Origin of the sequence: Mesorhizobium sp. ES1-6, from assembly GCF_020164775.1 — a bacterium.
GTDB lineage: Bacteria > Pseudomonadota > Alphaproteobacteria > Rhizobiales > Rhizobiaceae > Mesorhizobium.
Genome location: NZ_JAIUGU010000007.1, coordinates 148,733 through 169,426 on the forward strand (window position 1 = coordinate 148,733; position 20,694 = coordinate 169,426).

The window sequence follows — 20,694 nt, forward strand, 5'->3', positions numbered from 1 at the left end:
CGGTGCAGGACTTCTTCGCGGCGATAGGCCTGGTCCTCGTCATAGAGGGCCTGGTCTATGGCGGCTTTCCTGGCTTTGCGAGGAAGCTCGCCGGCGAGGTGCTGTCGACGCCGGAGAATGCGTTGCGGATCGGCGGGCTGGTGGCGATCGCCATCGGCGTCGGTGTCGTCTGGCTGGTGCGGGGCGGGTAGAAGCGGAATAACGCTCGATTTACACTCTGCCGATAGTCAAAGCCGCAAACGTGCCGTATTTCTTGCCATCATGGCGCGACACGGCGTTTTCGTCGAAGCGCTTTTCTCTTTCAGAAATGCCGGGAGGCTTCTCGATGACATCCAACACCTTTTTGCGCGCCGCTCGACGGACGCTGGTCGCCGGCGCCGCGGCGCTTGTCCTGGGCACCGCGGCCGTTCCGTCCTTCGTGGCACCGGCATTCGCCGCGGATGGACCTGCCTCGGTCGCCGACCTGGCGGAACGCGTGCTCGGCGCCGTGGTCAACATCTCGACCTCGCAGACGGTGAAGGGCACGGAAGGGCCGGGCGCGGTGCCGATGCCGCAGCTTCCCGAAGGCTCGCCCTTCCAGGATTTCTTCGACGATTTCTTCAAGAATCGGGGCGGCGAGAAGGATGGCGGCTCGCAGAAGGTGCAGTCGCTGGGATCCGGCTTCGTCATCGACGCCGAGCAAGGCATCGTCGTCACCAACAACCACGTGATCGCCGACGCCGACGATATCGAGGTCAATTTCTCCGATGGCGTGACCTTGAAGGCGACGCTGGTCGGCACCGACACCAAGACCGACGTCGCGGTGCTGAAGGTCGATCCGAAAGGCCACAAGCTGACGGCGGTGAAATTCGGCGATTCCACCAAGATGCGCGTCGGCGACTGGGTGATGGCGGTCGGCAATCCTTTCGGCCTCGGCGGCACGGTCACGGTCGGCATCGTCTCGGCGCGCAACCGCGACATCAATTCGGGACCCTATGACGACTTCATCCAGACCGACGCGGCGATCAATCGCGGCAATTCGGGTGGACCGCTGTTCAACAGCGCCGGCGAGGTCATCGGCATGAACACGGCGATCATTTCGCCGTCCGGCGGCTCGATCGGCATTGGCTTTTCCATTCCCTCGCAGCTCGCCTCGGGCGTTGTCGACCAGTTGCGCCAGTATGGCGAGACGCGGCGCGGCTGGCTCGGCGTGCGTATCCAGCCGGTGACGGACGACATCGCCGAAAGCCTCGGCATGGCGACCGCCAAGGGCGCGCTGGTGGCCGGCGTCATCAAGGGCGGCCCTGTCGACAACGGCACCATCCAGGCCGGCGACGTCATCATCAAGTTCGACGGCAAGGATATCCATGAAATGCGCGACCTGCCGCGCGTCGTCGCCGAAAGCCCGGTCGGCAAGGCCGTCGACGTGCTGATCGTGCGCAAGGGCGTCGAGCAGACGGTGAAGGTGACGCTCGGCCGGCTTGAGGATGGCGAAAAGCTCGCCAGCGGCGAGAATGGCAACACCGACCAGGACAAAGGCGGCGACAAGGCTCCGGCCGTTTCGACCGCCGCGGTGCTCGGCATGACGGTCGGCGAGCTCAATGACGAGACGCGCAAGAAGTTCAGCATCGCCGCCGATGTCTCCGGCGTCGTCATCACCGACGTGGCCAAGGATTCGGCCGCTGCCGAACGCGGTATCCAGCCGGGCGAGGTGATCACCGAGATCGCGCAGGAATCTGTCGCGACGCCCAAGGACGTCATGGACCGGATCGGCGCGCTGAAGGAGCAGGGGCGCAAGAACGCGCTGCTGATGCTGGCGTCGAAGACCGGTGAGTTGAGGTTTGTGACGATCCGGATGGATTGAATCCGGTAAACCCTGCAACGCTATGATTTCAAGAAAAAGGGCGGCTAACGGGCCGCCCTCTTTCTTGCCTGCCAGTCTTGGCGAGACAGCCGGTAGAACACATGCCGCTTGAGCGCGGGATGGCTGTCGGGAATGCCGGGATGATCGAAATCGGCGGACGGATCGGCGCTCATGCCGAGGCGCCGCATGACCGCTGTCGAGTGGTCGTTGTTGGCGACCGCGAAGGAGACGATCTCGTCGAGCCCCAGCGTTTCGAAGCCGTGGGTGAGCCATGCCTCGGCGGCCTCGGTGGCGTAACCCTTGCCCCAGAATTCAGGCGCCAGCCGCCAGCCGATCTCGATCATGCTGGCCGGCAGGAAGGCGAGGTGGTCGGTTCCGGTTATGCCGACAAAGCCGATGCATTCGCCAGTGGCGGCGACCTCGACCGCGGTGAAGCCGATGCCGTCGCGATCGATGGCGGCGCGCAACTCGTCCATCTTGGCATCCGCCGTCGCCCGATCGCGGCGAAACGGGAAGAACTCCATCACGCGTTCGTCGGAATTGATGCGGTGGAACAATCCGCGGTCGCGATCCTCCCAATTGCGCAGGATGAGGCGTTCGGTACGGAGTGGTTTCATTGCACGAAGTCTTCCTGGCGGTAGCCCTGCAGATAGAGCAATGCGGTCAGGTCGCCATGGTCGATGCGAACCCTGGCCTGTGCCGCCACCGTCGGTTTGGCGTGCAGCGCGACACCGGTGCCGGCGAGGCGGATCATGTCGAGATCGTTGGCGCCGTCGCCGACGGCGATGGCATCGGCCGGCGTCAGGCCAAGACGCGCCGAGATTTCGAGCAATGCATCGGCCTTGGCGGCGCGGCCGAGGATCGGCTCGCCGACCAGTCCCGTGAAGCGTCCGTCCTGTTCGAGCAGGCGGTTGGCGCGGTTCTCCTGAAAGCCGAGCATGGCGGCGATGCGCGTGGTGAACACCTCGAAGCCGCCCGAGACGAGCGCCGTCCAGGCGCCGTCGGCGCGCATGGTCTGGACGAGCGCGCGGCCGCCCGAGGCCAATGTCAACCTGTTGGCGACGATACGGTCGACCACGGCCGCGTCGAGCCCTTTCAGCAATACCACGCGCTCGCGCAGCGCCGGCTCGAAGGCGATCTCGCCATTCATCGACCGCGCTGTGATCGAAGCGACGCGGTCCTTGACGCCGATCTCATCGGCCAGTTCGTCGATGCACTCCTGGTCGATCATGGTCGAATCCATGTCGGCGATGAGGATTTTCTTCCGCCTCGTTTCAGCCTGCTGGACGATGACGTCGACCGGCTCCGAGGCCAGTGCGGCGCGCAACGCGGCGGTCATGTCGGCAGCATCGGCCCCTTGCGGCAGGGCCAGATCGCAGGCAATGCCTTCGGCAAGCCAGACGACAGCGCTTGCGCCCACCGATCCTGAGGCCATATTCGCAAGCGACGGCGACAAAGCGCGGTCAATGGGACGGGACACAAGCGTGGCGATGAGCGGCATCGAGAATTCCGGCGCGGATGCGGACGAAGGCCGCGTGAAGAACGCGATCCTGATAGCCGGGCCGACCGCCAGCGGCAAGTCGGCGCTGGCGCTCGACCTGGCCGAACGCACAGGCGGCGTCATCGTCAACACCGATTCCATGCAGGGTTATTCGGTTCTCGACGTTCTGACCGCAAGGCCCGAGGCGGCCGACCTCGCACGAGCGCCGCATTTTCTCTACGGGCATGTCCATCCAGGCACCGCCTACTCGACCGGCGCCTGGCTGCGCGACGTCATGAAACTCATCGACGAGGGAACGCTCGCGCGGCGACCAATTTTCGTCGGCGGCACCGGCCTTTATTTTCGCGCTCTGGCCGAGGGCATTTCGGAAATGCCCGACATTCCGCAGCGGATTCGTGACCGCTGGCGCTATGAGTTGAAGGAGCACGGCGCGGTCAAGTTGCACGGCATCCTGCTGCGCGAGGATTCGAAAGTCGCCATGCAGCTGAAGCCGACCGACAGCCATCGCATCGTACGCGCGCTCGAAGTGCTTGACGCATCCGGCCGGTCGATCCTGGAATGGCAGGCCGAGCGCGGCCAGCCGCTCATCGACAGGCGGAGCGCGCATTTCCTGGTCATCGAGCCGGATCGGCCGGCGCTGGTCGGCCGTATCGAAAGGCGCTTCGACCAGATGCTGGACAAGGGCGCGCTGGAGGAAGTCGAGCAGCTTGCGGCCCTGCGTCTCGATCCGGACCTGCCGGCGATGAAGGCGATCGGGGTTCGTGAGCTGCAGGCCGCCATGGCGGGGCAATCGAGCTTTCCCGAAGCGATCGAACGCGCCAAGATCGCAACACGGCAATATGCCAAGCGGCAGGCGACGTGGTTTCGTCATCAGCTGGGGCCGGAATGGCGGAGATTGTGCCCCGGTGACGATTTCGAAACGACGATCCAAACACTTGTTGCTAATGCAACTTAAAAAGTTGACCCCGCAGTCAGGGTTCCCGCCGAAGTTGTCGGAATTAACGCTCCGTAAGTCCGTCCGTGCCATAAGGTCGTGGGGCACTTTTCCATCGGGGAGCAGATGCGTTTCCATAAGGCGGAATCCGCTTTTTTCGTCTTTATCTTCGTGATCCTGGCCGCGGGCCTGGTGACGCTGCACGCCTATGGACAACTACAATCCTTCTCCACGGAACTGCATACACCCTCGGGCCTGGACAAGGTCATCTACCTCAACAAGCTCCTGTTCGCGACCGGCGTACTGCTTGCCACCGCGCTGTTTTTCGGCATCTTCTTCATCTATCCGCTGATCCGCAGACAGGCGACGGAAGAAGGCAAGCTGCGCGCCATGACGGTTTCGCTCAGCGCCCGCTCCGAGACGTTCGAGCACGCCGCCCTGACCGACGGCCTGACCGGCATGCAGAACCGGCGTTATTTCGACGACGCGCTCAAGGAATATCTCGAGGAATTCCGGCGCATCGAGAAGCCGGTCGGGTTGATGATCCTCGACCTCGATCATTTCAAGCAGGTCAACGACACGCATGGCCACGATGTTGGCGACGAGGTGCTCAAGGCCGTCGCCAGCTGCCTCAAGGACATGACCCGCTATCATGACGTGGTGGCACGGCTGGGCGGTGAGGAGTTCGCCGTGGTCACGCCCAACATGGAGGCGGACCTTTTGGCCAAATTCGCCGAGCGCATCCGCAAGGCGATCGCCAACATGTCGATCCTCTCCGGCAACAATGTCCGGCTCAAGATCACCACCAGCGTCGGGCTTGCCGTCTGGGACCGCAAGGAAACGGCCGAGGAGTTCTACCGCCGGGCGGACCGCCAGCTCTATGAGGCGAAGAGGCAGGGCCGCAACCGCGTCTGCGCCTAAAATCCCGTCACTGAATTCGCGAGGCCGGCCGTCTGGCGCCGTTTTCTGCGCTTCCCCATTCTACTGCGTCGCAGTAGAACTGTGCTCACGGACTGAATGTCCGCTCCGCTCCGGTTCGAAACCGACGCCAGCCGACTCAGCCTGACGAATTCCCTGACGGGATTTATCCAAGCTTGCCGACGAACACGGGATGTGATCCGCTTGCGCGGATTCTTGGAAATGTTCGCAGAGATTTGTAGCGCCCAGGTCTCAATCGTTCTGCGGACGCAGGCCGAAGGTGGCGGGTTTGAGGCCGTAGCGCGTATCGAAATCCTCGTCCGACTGCACGCGTGCCGCCGATGGCGGCTTGCGGTAGTCGGGGTCGCCGGCCTGCCGGCCGGAATCGACCACCTCGGCGAAAGCCATCGCCTGCTGCGTCGGTTTAGGCACGTTGCGCAGCCGCTCGACGATCGCCACCAGATCGACGTCGCCGGTTTTCGAAGTGACTTCTTCCTCGCGCTTGGCCGTGCCGGGCAATAGGTGAGCGGGCAGCCTTTCGAATTTCAGGCGCATGGTCGTCGCCACGCCTTCGCCGAAGGCGATCGCTTCGCGCTGGCCCATGGAGGACAGGAATGCCAGCGTGGAAGCGGAAGAGTCGGCGATGGCCGAGCGGATGATCGCCTGGTCCTGCTCGTTGGCGAGCCGCATGGCGAAGAAGGTCGAGCATTGCGACAGGATGGTCGGGTCGAGTTCGCCCGGACGCTGGGTGACGACGCCGAGATAGCAGCCATATTTTCTGCCTTCCTTGGCGATGCGCGACAGAGCGTGCCGGGTCGGCGCGAAGCCGAGGCGCGGGTCGGCGGGCATATAGCGATGCGCTTCCTCGCATAGAAACAGGAGTTGCAGCTTGCCTTCGCTCCACAGAGCGAGGTCGAAGGCCAGACGCGCCAGCACCGAACAGACGGAATTGACCACCTCCGATGGCATGCCGGCCATCTCGAAGCAGGTCACCGGGCGGCCATGATGCGGGACACGGAAGATGTTGCCGATCGTCTCGTGGATGGTGTCCTCGATCAGGCGTGAATTGAACATGAAGCGATAGCGGGGATCGGCGGCCGCCGATTCGATGCGCGTCTTCAGCGATTTGAGCGTCGGGCGGTCGGTCTTGCTTTCGAGCATGCCCATGCGCTCGTCGATCTGCTTGAGCAGGTCGGCGATGCGGTAAGGCACCGGCGTATCGGCGGTCAGCGCATCGTTGCCGCGCCTGAGGTAGGCGCCTGAATTGGGGTTGCGATAGAGATTCTTGGCGAGCGGAATGAGGTCGCGAAGGGCGTCGATCTCTTCCGGCACCGTTTCGCGTCCGCGAAACAGCACTTCGGCGAATTCCTCCAGCGTGAACATCCAGAACGGCAGGTCGAGTGTCTTGGCATCGACCTTGACGCAATATTCGGGCAGCGAGGCCGCGAACTCGTTGTGCGGATCGAGGATCAGGATGCGCAGGTCGGGTCGCGCCGCGATCGACTTGCGCAGCAGCAGCGACACGGCGGTCGACTTGCCGACGCCGGTCGTGCCGACAATGGCGAAGTGGCGCGCCAGCGTATCGTCGATGGCGATGTTGGCGGCGATCGCCTCGTCCTGCGCCAGCGATCCGATGGTGATCGAATGGCGGCCGGCCAGATCGTAGACGGCCTGCAGGTCGCGGGTGCGGATGCGGTGCGCGACAGCGCCGATATGCGGATAGGTGGTGATGCCGCGATCGAAGATCGGCTTGGCGCCGGGTTCGGCGCCGTCGCGCACTTCGCCGATCAGCTCGATGCTGACCTCGATGGCGTTCTGGCCCTCGTTGCTCCAGGCGCGATCCGACTTGCCGATCGCATAGACCAGGCCAACGGTGCGCGTCGTGCCCAGATTGATCGAGATCATCTTGCCGACCGTCCACAGGCCGGTGATCGCGCCGTCGACATCGTCGGCATAGGCGCTGATGGTGGCGCGCGCGCCGTCGCATTGCACGACGTTGCCGAGGATGCGCCTGTCGTTTTGCTCTGCGTTGCGGCGCTCCTGCGATGTCGGTTCTCCGACGGAAGCTTCGCGTTCGACATACATGGACAGGCCAATCCCCATTTCCCTGGAGACGGAACCTACAGGAACGGGGTTAAGGTCGGATGAGGTCGGATGGTGTAGAGAGGATTAAGGCCCCGGTGCAAATTGTGGCGAAATGGCTCTTCACGAGTCTTGTTGTTTCGCTATAATGGACGAATGGATGATATAGCGAACGATATTTCCTCGACCATCGGCAAGCGGATTCACACCGAAAGGACCATGCGGGACTGGTCGCTGGCCGAACTCGCCGAAAGGTCCGGCGTTTCCAAGGCGATGCTGAGCACGATCGAGCGCGGCATGACCAGCCCGACCGCAGCACTTTTGGTGCGCATCGCGGCGGCCTTCGGCATAACGCTGTCAACCCTCATCGCGCGTGCGGAACTGCAAGGCGGCGGGCTGCTGCGCGCGGCCGACCAGCCGGTGTGGCGTGACCCCGATACGGGTTATGTCAGACGGCATCTGTCGCCGGCGAGCGAGATGCCGCTCGAACTGATCAAGGTCCACCTGCCGGCGGGCGCCAAGGTCAGCTTGCCGGCCGCCTCCTATGCCTTCATCAAGCAGCAGATCTGGCTGATCTCGGGAAGACTCGAATTCACCGAGGGTGATCAAGTGCACAGGTTGGAGCCCGGCGACTGCCTGGCGCTGGGCGCGCCTTCGGATTGCATCTTCCACGCGCTGGAGCCGGGCGCCGACTATCTCGTCGCGCTGGTCAGGGGCTGACATCATGGCGAACCGGCCAAAGCGCTCCCACAATGGGGGGCCGCCTCTTGATGACTACAAGGGGCCGCCATGGGGCAAGGGCGATCCTTACATCTTCCTGGCCTGGCAGGCAGCACACGCCAAGGCGTGGAAGGCGCCGAGCCGCGAGGTGATGCTGATGCGCATGGACAGGGCGGAACGGCTGGGCCTGACCTATGAGGAATACACGCTTGAAATCCTCGAGCGGGGTCGGCATCTCAGGGAAGAAGACACCGAGCGTATCAGCGCCATCAAGGCCGCGCGCAAGCGACGCCGGGTGCGCCATCTCGACTGACGCCGGCGCCACCAACCCCTCAATCATTCCAGAGGACCAGCTATGAATGCCATCGAGATCGGGCCGTTGACCGCCAGCACGGAAACACTGGCGATGCTGGCGGATCTGCTGGTCGAAACGGTTGCCGCCGGCGGATCGGTCAGCTTCATGCATCCGCTGGCGCTGGAGGCGGCAAGCGCGTTCTGGGAGAAGTCCCTGGCCTCGGCGGCAAAAGGCGAAAGAATGGTGCTCGGCGCCTGGGACGGCAAGGCCCTGATCGGTACTGTCACCTTGTTGCTCGATTGCCCGCCCAACCAGCCGCACCGGGCCGAGATCGCCAAGCTGATGACATCGGTCGAATACCGGGGCCGGAGTGTCGGGACGCGCCTGATGCGGGCCGCCGAGCGTCTGGCGGCGGAAAGGGGTCGCACGCTGCTGGTTCTGGACACGGCGACGGAGGAGGGGGCTTCAGGACTTTACGAGACGCTTGGCTTCACCCTGGCCGGCGAGATACCGGATTATGCGCTGAAGCCGCATGGCGGGCTGACGGGCACGCTGATCTACTGGAAGCGTATCGGCACAGCCTTGCGCTAGCACCAGTCAGGCCCAGGCCTTTCCGGCAAGACGCCTGAGCAGCCAGTGGCGGAAATCCTGCTCGGCGCTGGTCAGCCGCGCGGATGACGGCCTGGTCAGAAAATGCCCTGACGTGCTGGAGAGTTCAAAATCGGAAAGCCGGACCAGCGCCCTGCTGTCAAGCGCCGCGTCGACCAGGGGGCGCGATCCCAGAAGCACACCGGCGCCGGCGCTCGCCGCCCCCATCGCGGCGACGAAACTGTCGAAGCGATGCGACCGCTGCGCATGGCCGGCCAATCCGGCCGCCGCGAACCATTCCGCCCACATCTCGCGCGCGCCGGCCACGAGCAGCAGCGGCAGCGAGGTCCAGTCGGCGGCGTCGGCCAAAACCGGGCTTGCCACCGGCACGAGCCGTTCGGTGGTCAGCCTCTCGGCCTCGCGTCCGGGAAAGGATCCGTTTCCGAACCGGATGTCGAGCGCCGAGCCCGGCAGATCGTAGTCCGCGGGGCGATGGATCGTCACCAGATCGAGTTGGATGCGCGGCAACGCCTCGGCGAGATCGGGCAGCGCCGGCACCAGCGCCAGCAGGGCAAACGAGATCGGCACCCGGATCGAGACGGTCTGGACGGCGCGCGGTTCGAACAGTTCCGCGGTGCTGCTGCCAATGGTGGCGAAGGCCGACTGGATGTGGGGCAGGTAGGCCGCACCCTCTGGCGACAGCGCGACGCCGCGCGCCAGCCGCGAGAACAGCCGCGTCTTCAGCCGCTCCTCGAGCAGCCGGATGTGCTGGCTGACCGCTGCCTGGGTCAGGCCGAGTTCGGCCGCCGCCGCCGTGAAATTCGACAACCGCGCCGCTGCTTCGAAACTGCGCAGCCAGTCGAGCGGGGGCAAGGTGGGTATGGTTCGTCGAGTCATTAGCAAATCGATGTCATTGGCCAAAAAATGATAATTTGAATTATGCCTTTCGGGCGGTCAACATGCAATCGAAACCACGGCACGAACCGTGGGCAACAAGGCGACAGGACGGATTTCATGCTCACCCACGCGCTGGTTGGCGACGAAGGCAGAACGATCGAACTTGGCTGGCAGGACGGGAGGCGCACCCGCTTTCACGCGATATGGCTGCGCGACAATGCGCTCGACGACAAAACGCGCAGTGCCGGTAACGGCCAGCGGCTGATCACCATCCTCGACGTTCCGGCGGATACCAGGATCGACGCGGCCTCGATCAAGGGCGATGCCCTTGAGGTCCGCTTCATTCCGGAAGGCAAGACGGTCAGCTTTCCCGCGCAATGGCTGAGCGCCAATGCCTATGATCGTGACATGGCCCGCCAAGCCGGCTGGACCGGTGACGAGATTGCGCGCTGGACCAAGGCGACGATGCAGAATTCGGTGCCGCGTGCCGGCTATGCAGCCGCCAGCCACGACCGCAACGTCCTGCGCCAATGGCTGTCTTCGGTTCGAGCCTATGGCTTTGCGGTGATGGACGGCTTGCCGGCCGAATCCGGCGCGCTGTGCAAAGTGTCCGACCTGTTCGGTTACATCAGGGAGACCAATTACGGCCGCTGGTTCGAAGTACGCGCCGAGGTCAATCCCAGCAATCTCGCCTACACCAATCTCGGCCTGCAGGCGCATACCGACAATCCCTATCGCGATCCGGTGCCGACACTGCAGATCCTGTCTTGCATCGAGAACACGGTGGAGGGCGGTGAATCCAGCGTCGTCGACGGTTTTGCCGTCGCCGCCGCCTTGCAGGCCGAAAACCCCGAAGGTTTCCGGCTGTTGAGTTCCTGTCCGGCACGCTTCGAATATGCCGGTTCATCCGGCGTTCGGCTGCACGCGAAGCGGCCGATGATCGAACTCGGGCCGGATGGCGAACTCATCTGCATCCGCTTCAACAACCGTTCGCTGGCGCCTGTCGTCGATGTGCCGTTCGCCGATATGGGCGCCTACTATGCCGCCTATCGTCGGTTCGCCGAACTGATCGAGGCCCCGTCCTTCGAAGTGACCTTCAAGCTGGAAGCAGGGCAGGCCTTCATCGTCGACAACACCCGTGTCATGCATGCCCGCAAGGCGTTTTCCGGCACCGGCAAGCGCTGGCTGCAGGGATGCTACGCCGACAAGGACGGCCTCCTGTCGACGCTCGCGGCGATCGAACACGGCTTCAAGGAGGCAGCGGAATGAGCGGGCAGGATTTGAATGCGGACAATATCGTCGAGTTCATCGCCGACATCTTCGAGCGCCGTGGCGCCGAATCTTATCTCGGCGAGCCGGTGACCATGTCAGAACACATGCTGCAAGGGGCGTGGCTGGCGGAGCAGGATGGCGCGCCAGAAGTGCTGGTGGCCGCCGCTCTGCTGCACGATATCGGCCATTACACCAGCGAGTTCGGCACCTATTCGCCTGACGATGTCGAGGACAAGCATCACGACGAGGCCGGTGGCGAGGTGCTGGCGCCGTTCTTCCCGCCGGTCATCGTCGAATGCGTCCGGCTGCATGTCGCCGCCAAGCGCTATCTCTGCGCCACCGACCCGACCTATTTCTCCAGGCTGTCGCCGGCTTCGGTTCATACCTTGTCCCTGCAGGGCGGACCCATGAGTGCCGACGAGGTGGCCAAGTTCCGCGAGAACCCGTTCCACGAGGAAGCGGTGCGGGTTCGCATCTGGGACGAGGGCGGCAAGGTCGCCAATATGGAGACGCGGGCGTTTCGCGACTACGTGCCGCTGCTGCAGCGAGTCGTGCACGACTTCGCAAATCGGCCTTGACGCAACCAACCACCGGGGGGACAGCTCATGTGTTTCTGCTTCGACGGCGAAGAAGCGGTGGCCGCATACCGGCCGGAGGCTTGCCGTGAGAGATTGGCCGGCGCGGACATTTTCGCGCCATCGCCGGTCACCCCAGGCGGGGAGCCGCGTGAGCTTGCCGCTGCCGCTTTTCTCGATGTGAAAGCCGACCTGGCCCGCCATCTTGTCGATGCCTCTATTTCCAGATATTAGCCGCGCCCAACCTGCGGCCAGAGCTGCCGCGGATATCGACCACACGTATGATGGAGGCGAAGATGAGATCTTGTTCCCGCATTTCGCGCCTGCACGGCGGTCGAACCGGCTGATCCGCGCCTTACCGGATTTTTAATTTTCCGACGATCCGGCAACCGTTTGGCCGCGACGCGCGCAGCTATTTCCATGCGCGACATCGGCGTCACCCATGTCACTGAAGCGGTGGGAGCAGAGAAGCTCCCAGCCGACGCTGGCGGCTGCCGGCAAGCTCGAGATGCGTCTTTGCAACACCTAGCCATACCTTTGTAAACATTGAAAGAATAGCCTTGACCTCGACCTCGGCGGGAGCCTAGGGAGCGCGCCCAGTCCAACCAATCATCCCCAGAGGAGACCCGTCAAATGTCACGCCAACCCAGATCGACACAGTCCGTGCCGGCGCTGGAAGAGCGTGCGGTTGACAGGGTTCCAATTGGGAAGAACGGCCATGGCCAGGTCCATGATCCAGCGCAGGCACGAGGCCGAGCGCGAACGTACTGAAGCATATGATGCAACGCTGCGGCGGGTTTGCGCCATGCCGCGTCCCGCTCCGGATTTCGAGCGGGCGCTTGACGAGGTGCGCCGGGGCTTTGCCGGCGTGGCGATCCGCGATGGCGCGCTGTGGCGTCCGAAGCTGAAGACGCGCGACCCCGCGCGCCTGCGACTGGCCGCTGCTCGTCATCTCTATGCGCGCTACCCTGTCTCGGCCGCGCTCGAGGCCATCTGGCATGATGGCTCGGGGCTCAATGCCGACGAGATCGCGCTGCGCAAGGCCTGGTATGTCGCGGTCGCGCGCGGCGACTCGCTCTACAAGGCGGGCGCCAATGCGTGGCTCTCGCGCAAGGAGGTGCATTGCTTCCTGAACCTGTCGGGCGACTTCACCTTCGAGGAGGCGTTCTGGGTGGCGATCATTCGGTCCTGCACGGATGATCTCGGCCTGGCGGCACGGCTTGCCCGCACGAAGATCGCGCGCACGCCGCGCGCCGATCTGGCCTTCTGGCGTGAGGTGGCGCGTTTCTTCTGCGCACAGCCCACGTCGAGGGAGGAGGTCGACGATCTCTGCGACTATGTCGGCGCCATGCACCGGCGCGATGCGGCCTACAGCCTGAAGGGCCGCACGCTCGGCTCGCTGCGCCGGCAGATGTCGGAATGGCACCGCGACATTGCCGCGATCGAGCGTATCGAGGCCATGCGCCGCCGCGCCGCCGGCCGGGCTTCGCCGACAAAGGATGGTGCCTGGGATGGCTCGCGGCTCGAGGATTGGGAGTGGCAGCCTTCGGCCAAGGAAGCGAAAGCCCATGGCGAGCGCTTCTTCGTTCGCCAGTTGCGGACGGCCGAGGACCTGGTCGCGGAGTCGAGGGCGATGCATCACTGCGTGTCGACCTATGCGGCCAAATGCATCGCCGGCAACGCCTCGATCTGGGTGCTGCGGCGTACGGCACTCGGCAAGATCGAGCGGTTGCTGACGATCGAACTCGATGCGCAGAACCGTGCCGTGCAGGTGCGCGGTTTCTCCAACCGCGTCGCCTTGCCCGATGAGCGCAAGGTCATCGAGCGCTGGGCCAAGGCGAGGGGCGTGATGCTGAGGAACTGACACCAAGGCCCCGCGCGGCGGATATGCCGCGCGGGGCCTTGGTGATAAGGAAGCAGGGGTGCTCCCAGGGATGCCGGCTAAGCCTTGTGATGGACCTGCTGCAGCCCGTAGACCGGGGTCGGCAATCCGACCTGCCGGGCCTTCAGCTGCAGCGCCAGATACTGCGAATAGTGGCGCGACTGGTGGAGGTTGCCGCCGTGGAACCACAGCGCCTCTTGCTGGGTCGGCTTCCACATGTTGCGCTGCTCGCCTTCCCAGGGGCCGGGGTCCTTGGCGGTGTCGGAGCCGAGACCCCAGACCTTGCCGACCTTGTCCGCCACCTCCTGCGAGATGAGGTCCGCCGCCCAGCCGTTCATTGAGCCGTAGCCGGTGGCGTAGATCACCAGATCTGCCGGCAACTCGCTTCCATCGACGAATTTGACGCCGGTTTGCGTCAGCTCCTCCACCGCCGCACCCGGTCCGCTCTTGAGCTTGATCGAGCCGTCGATGACGAGGTCGCAGGCGCCGACATCGATGTAGTAGCCCGAACCACGGCGCAGGTATTTCATGAACAGGCCCGAGCCGTCATCGCCCCAGTCGAGCAGGAAGCCGGCCTTTTCCAGGTCCGCGTAGAACTTGGCGTCGCGTTCCTTCATCTGCTGGTAAAGCGGGATCTGGAATTCGTGGAGGATGCGGTAGGGCAGGGAGGCGAAGATGAGGTCGGCCTTGCGTGTCGTCATGCCGTTCTCGACCGCCTGCTCGGAATAGAGCGAGCCCAGCCCGATATCCATCAGCGTGTCGGACTTGACGATGTGCGTGGAGGAACGCTGCACCATGGTGACGTCCGCGCCTGCCTCCCACAGAGCCGCGCAGATGTCGTGGGCGGAGTTGTTGGAACCGATGACCACGACCTTCTTGCCGCGGTATTTGTCCGGGCCGGGATGGGTCGAGGAATGCTGCTGCTCGCCCTTGAAGATGTCCTGGCCCTTGTATTTCGGCCAGTTCGCCTTGCCGGACATGCCGGTGGCCAGCACCAACTGCCTGGGCTTGAGCACGATCTCTTCGCCGTCGCGTTCGACCACGACAGTCCATTCCCCGGCCTTCTCGTCATATTTCGCGGATTTCGCCGAGGTGGAGGACCAGTAGTTCAGCTCCATCACCTTCGTATACATCTCGAGCCAGTCGCCGATCTTGTCCTTCGGCGCGAAGACCGGCCAGTTCTTGGGGAAGTCGATATAGGGCAGATGGTCGTACCAGACCGGATCGTGCAGGCACAGCGACTTGTAGCGCTTGCGCCAGGAATCGCCGGGGCGCTCGTTCTTCTCGACGATGATGGCCGACACGCCAAGCTGGCGCAGGCGCGCGCCGAGCGCAATGCCGCCCTGGCCGCCGCCGATGATCACGACATAAGGCTGCTTGCCGCGGCCAAGCTCGGCGAGTTCGTCGTCACGCTCCTCGCGCCAGGATTTCCTGTCCTTGCCATGGCCATGCTTGGCGCCGAGCGGACGGGTGAAGCCGGCTTTCTCCTCATGGCCCTTGAGTTCGGCCATGGTGGTGAGCAAGGTCCAGATCAGGTCGCCCTTGAACCGCACTAGGCCGAAGCCGCGCGCCACCTTGGTCTCGAACGTGATCCAGGCGGTGGTGACGCCATCCGCCTCGGTCGCTTCCTCGCCCTGCGCCACCTTCCAGTCGCTCGGCCCGGTCTCGGCCAGCGTCGCCTTCAGCATGTCGCGGACCTGGTCCTGGCCCTCCATCGTCCTCAGGTTCCAGGTGAAGGTGACGAGGTCGCGCCAGTAGCAATCCGCCTGGAAACAATTGGCCGCCGCGTCGATGTCGCCGGTCTCCAGCGCCTTGCCGAACTTGTCGAGCAGCGCCTGCGCCTTCGTGGTGGGTGTTCTTTCGAGCATGGTTTCTCCTCCGGTTGTCGGGTTCATGGCTCCTCCTCCAGGCGCCAGATCGTGCCTAGAACCTAGGCAAAGGGCATGCCAACCACGCCGCACGGCGGAAATCGTCGTGAAATCAGTACGGCCTCGCGACTTCCGGTGTTGCGGGCCGTTGCGGCGGTGTTGCATGCGCCATGGTACGCCACGGTCGATGCAACACCAGAGTAGATCACGCCCCGTCACAGGGCGCTACTTTAGCGGCAGGAACAATTCCACGACCACGTCATGCACCGGCACGTTCGGGAAGAACGAAAAGTGTCGTCGGCAATAGATCGGGAAGTCACGCGCTTCCTCGCCGCTGGCGGGAAGCCAATCGCGATAAAGGTAAAGCGCGGCGGGCTCCAGATTGTGGGTATTGTGGACGACACGCAGCACCGCGCAGCGTCCGCCGGGGATCACGCCGGCCTTCATCTGTCCGTCATCGGCATCAATCGGCAGGTCGGTCCCGACGCACAGGTCCATGCTGTAGTCGGCGGGGACCGCGGTAATCCGCTCGGACCTGAAGACGTTGAAGGTTGGGCTCGTCTCGGGTGACAGGCCGGCGGCCTTGCGCCAGGCGATGAACCGCTGGATCGTGTCGCCGAGCGTCGCCCGGTCCCCTCGATGCTCCATGATCGCCACCGGGGTTGGGGGCATATCGCGGATCGTCACGTCGTCGTGGTCATAGGTAATCTGCATGAGCTTGCTCCTAGCGTTGTCCAGAGGCCCGAAGGCCGCAAGCCACGGTGCCCAGTCGGGCGATTTCCGGAACGACGAAGGCGATTGCCCGAACCGTCGCCGAAAGGCGCGGGCGAACGCATCAGGTGCATCGTAGCCGGCATCCATCGCTATGTCCGTGACGCTATGGGCCTCGCTCGAGGCCAGCCGGTGCGAAGCACGCTTCATACGGGCAAGCTGGACATAGCGATGCACGGACAGCCCGAAGGTTGCCGTGAACTGCCGGTGGAAATGGTATTTGGAAAATGCAGCGACGCCGCTCAACGCGTCCAGGTCGAGATTGCCGTCCAAATGCTGGTCGATGTGATCCAGCACCCGCTGCATCCGGACATGGTAGTTTTGAAGCGCCGCCTTCATCGTTCCGTTCTCCGTGGCAGCACCAATTAAGGGCACGCGGACATGAAACGCTCGACCGATCTTGCGGTTTTGTCACAGGTATCGGGACGTCGCCAAGGACCGTTTATGAGCGGACCTGCAGCCTAGTTGGGAGCATCGAGCCGCAGCCGCTTCATACGGCGATGCACCGTCGTGCGGTCGACGCCGAGAAGGCGCGCGGCTTCCGAGATGTTCCAGCCCGCGGTCGCGAGAGCATCCAGCAGCGCCGCGCGCTCCTCCTCGGGTGACGGCGCGCGCAGCGCAACCAGGCGGGCGGGCGGGGCGGGCGGCGGCGGAAGCGGCGACGCGAAGTCCGGCAGGTCGGCGGGCTCGATCATGTCGCCATCGCACAACGTCATTGCCAGATCCATGGCATTGACGAGTTCGCGGATGTTGCCCGGCCAGCCGTGACGGATCAGGGCCAGGCGCGCCGCCGGCGACAGCCTTGCCGTCCGCCCGGCAAGGCCCGCGCGCTGATCCAGCAGCCGGTCCAGCAGCCACTCGAAATCGGTGCGTTCGCGCAGCGCCGGCAAGGTCAGCGCGGCGGCGTTCAGCCGGTAGAACAGATCCTCGCGGAAACGGCCGTCGGCGACCAGCTTGCGCAGGTCATGGTGCGAGGCGGAAATGATCTTGATGTCGACGTGTCGCGGCTCGATGCCGCCGACCGGGATCAGTTCGCGTTCCGCGATCACGCGCAGAAGCCGCGATTGAAGGGGGTAGGGCATGTCGCCGATCTCGTCGAGGAACAGCGTGCCGCCGTCGGCGCTCTCGATCAATCCCTTGCGGCCCCTGGCCGCGGCCCCGGTGAAGGCGCCTGGCGTGTGGCCGAACAGTTCGCTCTCGATCAGATGCTCGGGGATGGCTGCGCAGTTGATGGCGACGAACGGGCCGGCGCGATGCGAGCAGTCGTGGATCGCGCGAGCCAGATGCTCCTTGCCGGAGCCGGTCTCGCCGTGGATCACGATCGGAATGGTCGTGCGTGCCAGCTTCGCGGCTCGAAGCTGCATCGCCGCCATGGCCGGATCGCCGCCCGAGAGGTCGCTGATCGGCTTCGGCACCGTCTCCACCGGGGCGCGGCGTCCGGTTGGCGGCTGGGGCTCGATGGCGTGGGCGAAGAGCGCGCTGCCGCTGCGCCCGAACACCAGCCGCTCCTCCGTAGGGCGGCCACGCGTCAACTGCGGCAGGTCGTCAACGCTGATATCGAGATAGCGCGAGATCGGCTGGCCGACCGGGGAGGGCGATTGCCGCCAGTCGATCCCTCCCGCCTGGGCGAGCAGCAATGCGCCGCCGCGCGTCGTGCCGAGGATGCGGCCGGAGGCGTCGAGGGCGATGGCGGCCTCTGGGTCGACGTCGAGGAATTCCGGCGAGCGGGAAAAGCGCAGCACCCATTCCGAGTGCATCTGCGCCATCAGGTTCGCGAGCTCGATGCGTCGCGCCGACGCCGTCACCAGATGCAGCGCGAGGTTCTGGCTGACCTTGGGCTGCGGCGAGCGCAGCAGGGAGATATCCAGCACCGCGGTCAATTCGCCCCTGGTGTCGAAGATCGGTGCGGCCGTGCAGGACAATGGCGTGTGGGTGGTGTCGAAATGATCGGTCTGGTGGATCGTCATTGCTTCGCCGGTAACGAGGCAGGAGCCGACGCCGCAGGTTCCAGTGCGGCTCTCCGACCATTCGGAACCGAGATAAAGCCCCGCCGTGCGCAACTGATCCATGAACAGCGGGTCGCCAAGGAAGTCGACCGTAACGCCCTTGGCATCGGCCAGCAGAAGCACGTAGTTCTGGCCTGCCACCTGCTTGAAAAGCGTCTCCAGGCCGCTGCGGGCGATGGCGATCAGCCGCTCGGACTGTTCGCGGTGTTCGCGCAACTGGGTATCGGGGACGATATAGGCCTCGGTCGGCCTGGCCGGGTCGAGGCGATGGGTGCCGACACAGCGCAGCCACGACTTCACCACGACCTCGTCGCGCGCCGATCGCCCGCCGGACAGGACCTGCTCGATCTCGCGGATATGCTCCCGTTCGCCTGCCAAACCCGTCCTCCCAGACATGTCGTCAGCCCGGCTAACGACATCAGCAGGCCGGCAACTGGCCTGGCATAGTGGTGCGTCGACGAGACGGGCTCAACTGTACTATGGTAGCGCGCGGCGGAGCCGATCTCACGGCTGAGTGAATTCGTGCCGTACCCCATTGACGACCCCGCGCGTTCGCCTTTATGGTCCGCCACCATGAAAACGGCACTCATTCTCGTAGTAAGGCGCGTGGGCAAGGCGGTGTAACCGCCGGGCGAAAACCTCCCATGCGCAACACACAGGCTCCCTCGGGGGCCTTTTTTATTGCCTGAAACACGACTAAACGACCAGCAAACGCCAGATGGCGGACAGTACGGGACCAGACCGATGAGCAATGGACAGAGCGAGCGGCGCGAGATGGCAAGCAGGGAAATGACGGGCGCCGAAATGGTGGTGCAGGCGCTGAAGGACAATGGCGTCAAGCACGTCTTCGGTTATCCCGGCGGCGCCGTCCTTCCCATCTACGATGAAATCTTCCAGCAGGAAGAGGTCGAGCACGTTCTGGTGCGGCACGAGCAGGGCGCGGGCCATGCGGCGGAGGGCTATGCGCGCTCGACCGGCAAGGCCGGCGTCATGCTGGTGACTTCGGGTCCGGGCGCCACCAACGCCGTCACGCCGTTGCAGGACGCGCTGATGGATTCCATCCCGCTGGTGTGTCTCACCGGCCAGGTGCCGACCTCGCTGATCGGCTCCGACGCGTTCCAGGAATGCGACACGGTCGGCATCACGCGGCCCTGCACCAAGCACAACTGGCTGGTGAAGGACGTCAACGAGCTCGCCGCGACCATCCATGAGGCCTTCCATGTCGCCACGACCGGCCGTCCCGGTCCGGTGGTTGTCGACATTCCGAAGGACGTGCAGTTCGCTAGGGGGATCTACGTCCCGCCGCAGATCGCGCCGCGTACCAGCTACCAGCCCAAGGTCCAGGGTGACCTGGAGAAGATCAAGGCCGCGGTCGAACTGATGGCTGGCGCCAAGAAGCCGATCATCTATTCGGGCGGCGGCGTCATCAATTCCGGTCCGGAAGCGAGCCATCTCCTGCGCGAACTGGTCGATCTCACCGGCTTCCCGATCACCTCGACGCTGATGGGTCTCGGCGCCTATCCTGCGTCAGGCAAGAACTGGCTGGGAATGCTCGGCATGCACGGCACCTACGAAGCCAACATGGCCATGCATGACTGCGACGTGATGGTCTGCATCGGCGCGCGTTTCGACGATCGCATCACCGGACGGTTGACCGCTTTTTCGCCGAACTCGCGCAAGATCCATATCGACATCGATCCGTCCTCGCTCAACAAGAACGTCCACACCGAAGTGCCGATCATCGGCGACGTCGGCCGGGTGCTGGAAGACATGGTGCGGCTGTGGCGGGCGACCGCCAAGACCGACAAGAAGGCGCTCTATCCCTGGTGGGAGCAGATCGCCAAATGGCGCGCGCGCGATTCACTCGCCTTCAAGATGAACAACGACGTGATCATGCCGCAATACGCCATCCAGCGGCTCTATGAACTGACCAAGGACATGGACACCTACATCACCACCGAGGTCGGCCAGCACCAGATGTGGGCGGCGCAGCATTATCATTTCGACAAGCCGAACCGCTGGATGACATCGGGCGGCCTGGGCACGATGGGTTACGGCCTGCCGGCCGCGCTCGGCGTGCAGATCGCGCATCCCGACGCATTGGTCGTCGACATCGCCGGCGACGCCTCGGTGCAGATGACGATGCAGGAGATGAGTGCGGCCGTGCAGCACGACGCGCCGATCAAGATCTTCATCCTCAACAACCAGTATATGGGCATGGTGCGCCAGTGGCAGCAATTGCTGCACGGCAATCGGTTGTCGCATTCCTACACCGAGGCGATGCCTGATTTCGTCAAGCTGGCCGAGGCCTATGGCGGCCACGGCATTCGCTGCGAGAAGCCCGACGAGCTGGACGATGCGATCAAGGAGATGATCTCGGTCAGGAAGCCGGTGCTGTTCGACTGCCGCGTGGCGACACTGGCCAACTGCTTCCCGATGATCCCTTCGGGCAAGGCGCACAATGAGATGCTGTTGCCCGACGAGGCCACCGACGAGGCCGTGGCCAATGCCATCGACGCCAAGGGCAGGGAACTGGTGTAGA

Annotated in this window: 18 protein-coding genes; 11 read left to right on the forward strand and 7 right to left on the reverse strand. The window is 64.2% G+C overall.

The window, feature by feature from the left end; translation table 11 throughout:
* Positions 1 to 2 precede the first annotated feature (2 nt).
* Both LB564_RS18995 and LB564_RS19000 read left to right on the forward strand, forming a co-directional pair.
* On the forward strand, positions 3 to 191 hold the full coding sequence (locus LB564_RS18995) for a DUF2065 domain-containing protein (protein WP_140701841.1): 189 nt from the start codon (positions 3 to 5) through the stop codon (positions 189 to 191).
* 134 nt (positions 192 to 325) lie between these two features.
* The gene (locus tag LB564_RS19000; RefSeq protein WP_224540024.1) at positions 326 to 1,843 is read left to right on the forward strand and encodes a DegQ family serine endoprotease; all 1,518 of its coding nucleotides are present in this window, start codon (positions 326 to 328) and stop codon (positions 1,841 to 1,843) included.
* Between the two features lie 44 nt (positions 1,844 to 1,887).
* Here the strand turns inward: LB564_RS19000 and LB564_RS19005 are convergent, their stop codons facing one another.
* Positions 1,888 to 2,460, reverse strand: a complete 573-nt coding sequence (locus tag LB564_RS19005; protein WP_224540026.1) for a GNAT family N-acetyltransferase — start codon at positions 2,458 to 2,460, stop codon at positions 1,888 to 1,890.
* Entirely contained in the window at positions 2,457 to 3,344 is an 888-nt protein-coding gene (gene serB, locus LB564_RS19010; protein WP_224540028.1) for a phosphoserine phosphatase SerB, read from the reverse strand. The genes LB564_RS19005 and serB overlap by 4 nt, the downstream gene beginning before the upstream one ends.
* Between serB and miaA the strand changes: the two genes are divergently transcribed.
* Both miaA and LB564_RS19020 read left to right on the forward strand, forming a co-directional pair.
* On the forward strand, positions 3,334 to 4,299 hold the full coding sequence (miaA, locus tag LB564_RS19015; RefSeq protein WP_140702247.1) for a tRNA (adenosine(37)-N6)-dimethylallyltransferase MiaA: 966 nt from the start codon (positions 3,334 to 3,336) through the stop codon (positions 4,297 to 4,299). The two genes, serB and miaA, sit on opposite strands and share 11 nt — an antisense overlap.
* Before the next feature lie 105 nt (positions 4,300 to 4,404).
* Positions 4,405 to 5,199 carry a GGDEF domain-containing protein gene (locus LB564_RS19020; protein ID WP_140701837.1) on the forward strand — a complete coding sequence of 265 codons (795 nt, stop codon included), beginning with the start codon at positions 4,405 to 4,407 and terminating at the stop codon, positions 5,197 to 5,199.
* Positions 5,200 to 5,448: 249 nt separating this feature from the next.
* On the opposite strand, the gene LB564_RS19025 is transcribed toward LB564_RS19020, so the two are convergent.
* Positions 5,449 to 7,281, reverse strand: coding sequence for an ATP-binding protein (locus LB564_RS19025; RefSeq protein WP_224540030.1), 1,833 nt, complete (start codon positions 7,279 to 7,281; stop codon positions 5,449 to 5,451).
* A 153-nt stretch (positions 7,282 to 7,434) separates the two neighbouring features.
* Here LB564_RS19025 and LB564_RS19030 point away from each other — a divergent pair, with 153 nt between their 5' ends.
* From LB564_RS19030 to LB564_RS19040, 3 genes are read left to right on the forward strand one after another with little or no spacing between them, the layout of a single operon-like run.
* Positions 7,435 to 7,998 carry a helix-turn-helix domain-containing protein gene (locus LB564_RS19030; RefSeq protein WP_224540032.1) on the forward strand — a complete coding sequence of 188 codons (564 nt, stop codon included), beginning with the start codon at positions 7,435 to 7,437 and terminating at the stop codon, positions 7,996 to 7,998.
* 4 nt (positions 7,999 to 8,002) lie between these two features.
* Positions 8,003 to 8,311 (forward strand): hypothetical protein, encoded by a 309-nt coding sequence (locus LB564_RS19035; protein ID WP_224540034.1) that lies wholly within the window; start codon positions 8,003 to 8,005, stop codon positions 8,309 to 8,311.
* 42 nt (positions 8,312 to 8,353) lie between these two features.
* The gene (locus LB564_RS19040; RefSeq protein WP_224540037.1) at positions 8,354 to 8,884 is read left to right on the forward strand and encodes a GNAT family N-acetyltransferase; all 531 of its coding nucleotides are present in this window, start codon (positions 8,354 to 8,356) and stop codon (positions 8,882 to 8,884) included.
* 6 nt (positions 8,885 to 8,890) lie between these two features.
* Here the strand turns inward: LB564_RS19040 and LB564_RS19045 are convergent, their stop codons facing one another.
* Positions 8,891 to 9,778: a LysR family transcriptional regulator gene (locus tag LB564_RS19045; RefSeq protein WP_224540039.1), complete on the reverse strand. Its 888-nt coding sequence runs from the start codon at positions 9,776 to 9,778 to the stop codon at positions 8,891 to 8,893.
* Between the two features lie 117 nt (positions 9,779 to 9,895).
* On the opposite strand from LB564_RS19045, the gene LB564_RS19050 reads away from it, so the two are divergent.
* The 3 genes from LB564_RS19050 (at position 9,896) to LB564_RS19060 (ending at position 13,489) form a co-directional block, all read left to right on the forward strand.
* A complete protein-coding gene (locus tag LB564_RS19050) occupies positions 9,896 to 11,047 on the forward strand; it encodes a gamma-butyrobetaine dioxygenase (RefSeq protein ID WP_224540042.1) in 1,152 nt (383 codons plus the stop codon).
* Positions 11,044 to 11,628: an HD domain-containing protein gene (locus LB564_RS19055; protein ID WP_224540044.1), complete on the forward strand. Its 585-nt coding sequence runs from the start codon at positions 11,044 to 11,046 to the stop codon at positions 11,626 to 11,628. Before LB564_RS19050 ends, LB564_RS19055 begins: the two co-directional genes overlap by 4 nt.
* Before the next feature lie 715 nt (positions 11,629 to 12,343).
* Positions 12,344 to 13,489 carry a PcfJ domain-containing protein gene (locus LB564_RS19060; protein WP_224540046.1) on the forward strand — a complete coding sequence of 382 codons (1,146 nt, stop codon included), beginning with the start codon at positions 12,344 to 12,346 and terminating at the stop codon, positions 13,487 to 13,489.
* Positions 13,490 to 13,566: 77 nt separating this feature from the next.
* Here the strand turns inward: LB564_RS19060 and LB564_RS19065 are convergent, their stop codons facing one another.
* The 3 genes from LB564_RS19065 to LB564_RS19075 all read right to left on the reverse strand — a co-directional run bounded on the left by LB564_RS19065 (position 13,567) and on the right by LB564_RS19075 (position 18,530).
* Positions 13,567 to 15,375, reverse strand: coding sequence for an NAD(P)/FAD-dependent oxidoreductase (locus tag LB564_RS19065; RefSeq protein ID WP_224540048.1), 1,809 nt, complete (start codon positions 15,373 to 15,375; stop codon positions 13,567 to 13,569).
* A 225-nt stretch (positions 15,376 to 15,600) separates the two neighbouring features.
* Positions 15,601 to 16,485, reverse strand: a complete 885-nt coding sequence (locus LB564_RS19070; protein WP_224540050.1) for a GyrI-like domain-containing protein — start codon at positions 16,483 to 16,485, stop codon at positions 15,601 to 15,603.
* A gap of 122 nt (positions 16,486 to 16,607) precedes the next feature.
* Positions 16,608 to 18,530 (reverse strand): sigma-54-dependent Fis family transcriptional regulator, encoded by a 1,923-nt coding sequence (locus LB564_RS19075; protein WP_224540051.1) that lies wholly within the window; start codon positions 18,528 to 18,530, stop codon positions 16,608 to 16,610.
* A 366-nt stretch (positions 18,531 to 18,896) separates the two neighbouring features.
* Here LB564_RS19075 and LB564_RS19080 point away from each other — a divergent pair, with 366 nt between their 5' ends.
* Positions 18,897 to 20,693, forward strand: coding sequence for an acetolactate synthase 3 large subunit (locus LB564_RS19080; RefSeq protein ID WP_224540053.1), 1,797 nt, complete (start codon positions 18,897 to 18,899; stop codon positions 20,691 to 20,693).
* The last annotated feature ends 1 nt before the right edge of the window (position 20,694 follow it).

Excerpts from the sequence above, each read along its gene's own strand:
- LB564_RS19070 (WP_224540050.1), bottom strand. The coding sequence starts at position 16,485 with ATGAAGGCGGCGCTTCAAAACTACCATGTCCGGATGCAGCGGGTGCTG.
- LB564_RS19060 (WP_224540046.1), top strand. The coding sequence starts at position 12,344 with ATGGCCAGGTCCATGATCCAGCGCAGGCACGAGGCCGAGCGCGAACGT.
- LB564_RS19020 (WP_140701837.1), top strand. The coding sequence starts at position 4,405 with ATGCGTTTCCATAAGGCGGAATCCGCTTTTTTCGTCTTTATCTTCGTG.
- LB564_RS19065 (WP_224540048.1), bottom strand. The coding sequence starts at position 15,375 with ATGCTCGAAAGAACACCCACCACGAAGGCGCAGGCGCTGCTCGACAAG.
- LB564_RS19000 (WP_224540024.1), top strand. The coding sequence starts at position 326 with ATGACATCCAACACCTTTTTGCGCGCCGCTCGACGGACGCTGGTCGCC.
- LB564_RS19005 (WP_224540026.1), bottom strand. The coding sequence starts at position 2,460 with ATGAAACCACTCCGTACCGAACGCCTCATCCTGCGCAATTGGGAGGAT.
- LB564_RS19040 (WP_224540037.1), top strand. The coding sequence starts at position 8,354 with ATGAATGCCATCGAGATCGGGCCGTTGACCGCCAGCACGGAAACACTG.
- LB564_RS19025 (WP_224540030.1), bottom strand. The coding sequence starts at position 7,281 with ATGTATGTCGAACGCGAAGCTTCCGTCGGAGAACCGACATCGCAGGAG.
- LB564_RS19030 (WP_224540032.1), top strand. The coding sequence starts at position 7,435 with ATGGATGATATAGCGAACGATATTTCCTCGACCATCGGCAAGCGGATT.
- LB564_RS19045 (WP_224540039.1), bottom strand. The coding sequence starts at position 9,778 with ATGACTCGACGAACCATACCCACCTTGCCCCCGCTCGACTGGCTGCGC.
- LB564_RS19080 (WP_224540053.1), top strand. The coding sequence starts at position 18,897 with ATGAGCAATGGACAGAGCGAGCGGCGCGAGATGGCAAGCAGGGAAATG.
- serB (WP_224540028.1), bottom strand. The coding sequence starts at position 3,344 with ATGCCGCTCATCGCCACGCTTGTGTCCCGTCCCATTGACCGCGCTTTG.
- LB564_RS19055 (WP_224540044.1), top strand. The coding sequence starts at position 11,044 with ATGAGCGGGCAGGATTTGAATGCGGACAATATCGTCGAGTTCATCGCC.
- LB564_RS19050 (WP_224540042.1), top strand. The coding sequence starts at position 9,896 with ATGCTCACCCACGCGCTGGTTGGCGACGAAGGCAGAACGATCGAACTT.
- miaA (WP_140702247.1), top strand. The coding sequence starts at position 3,334 with ATGAGCGGCATCGAGAATTCCGGCGCGGATGCGGACGAAGGCCGCGTG.
- LB564_RS19035 (WP_224540034.1), top strand. The coding sequence starts at position 8,003 with ATGGCGAACCGGCCAAAGCGCTCCCACAATGGGGGGCCGCCTCTTGAT.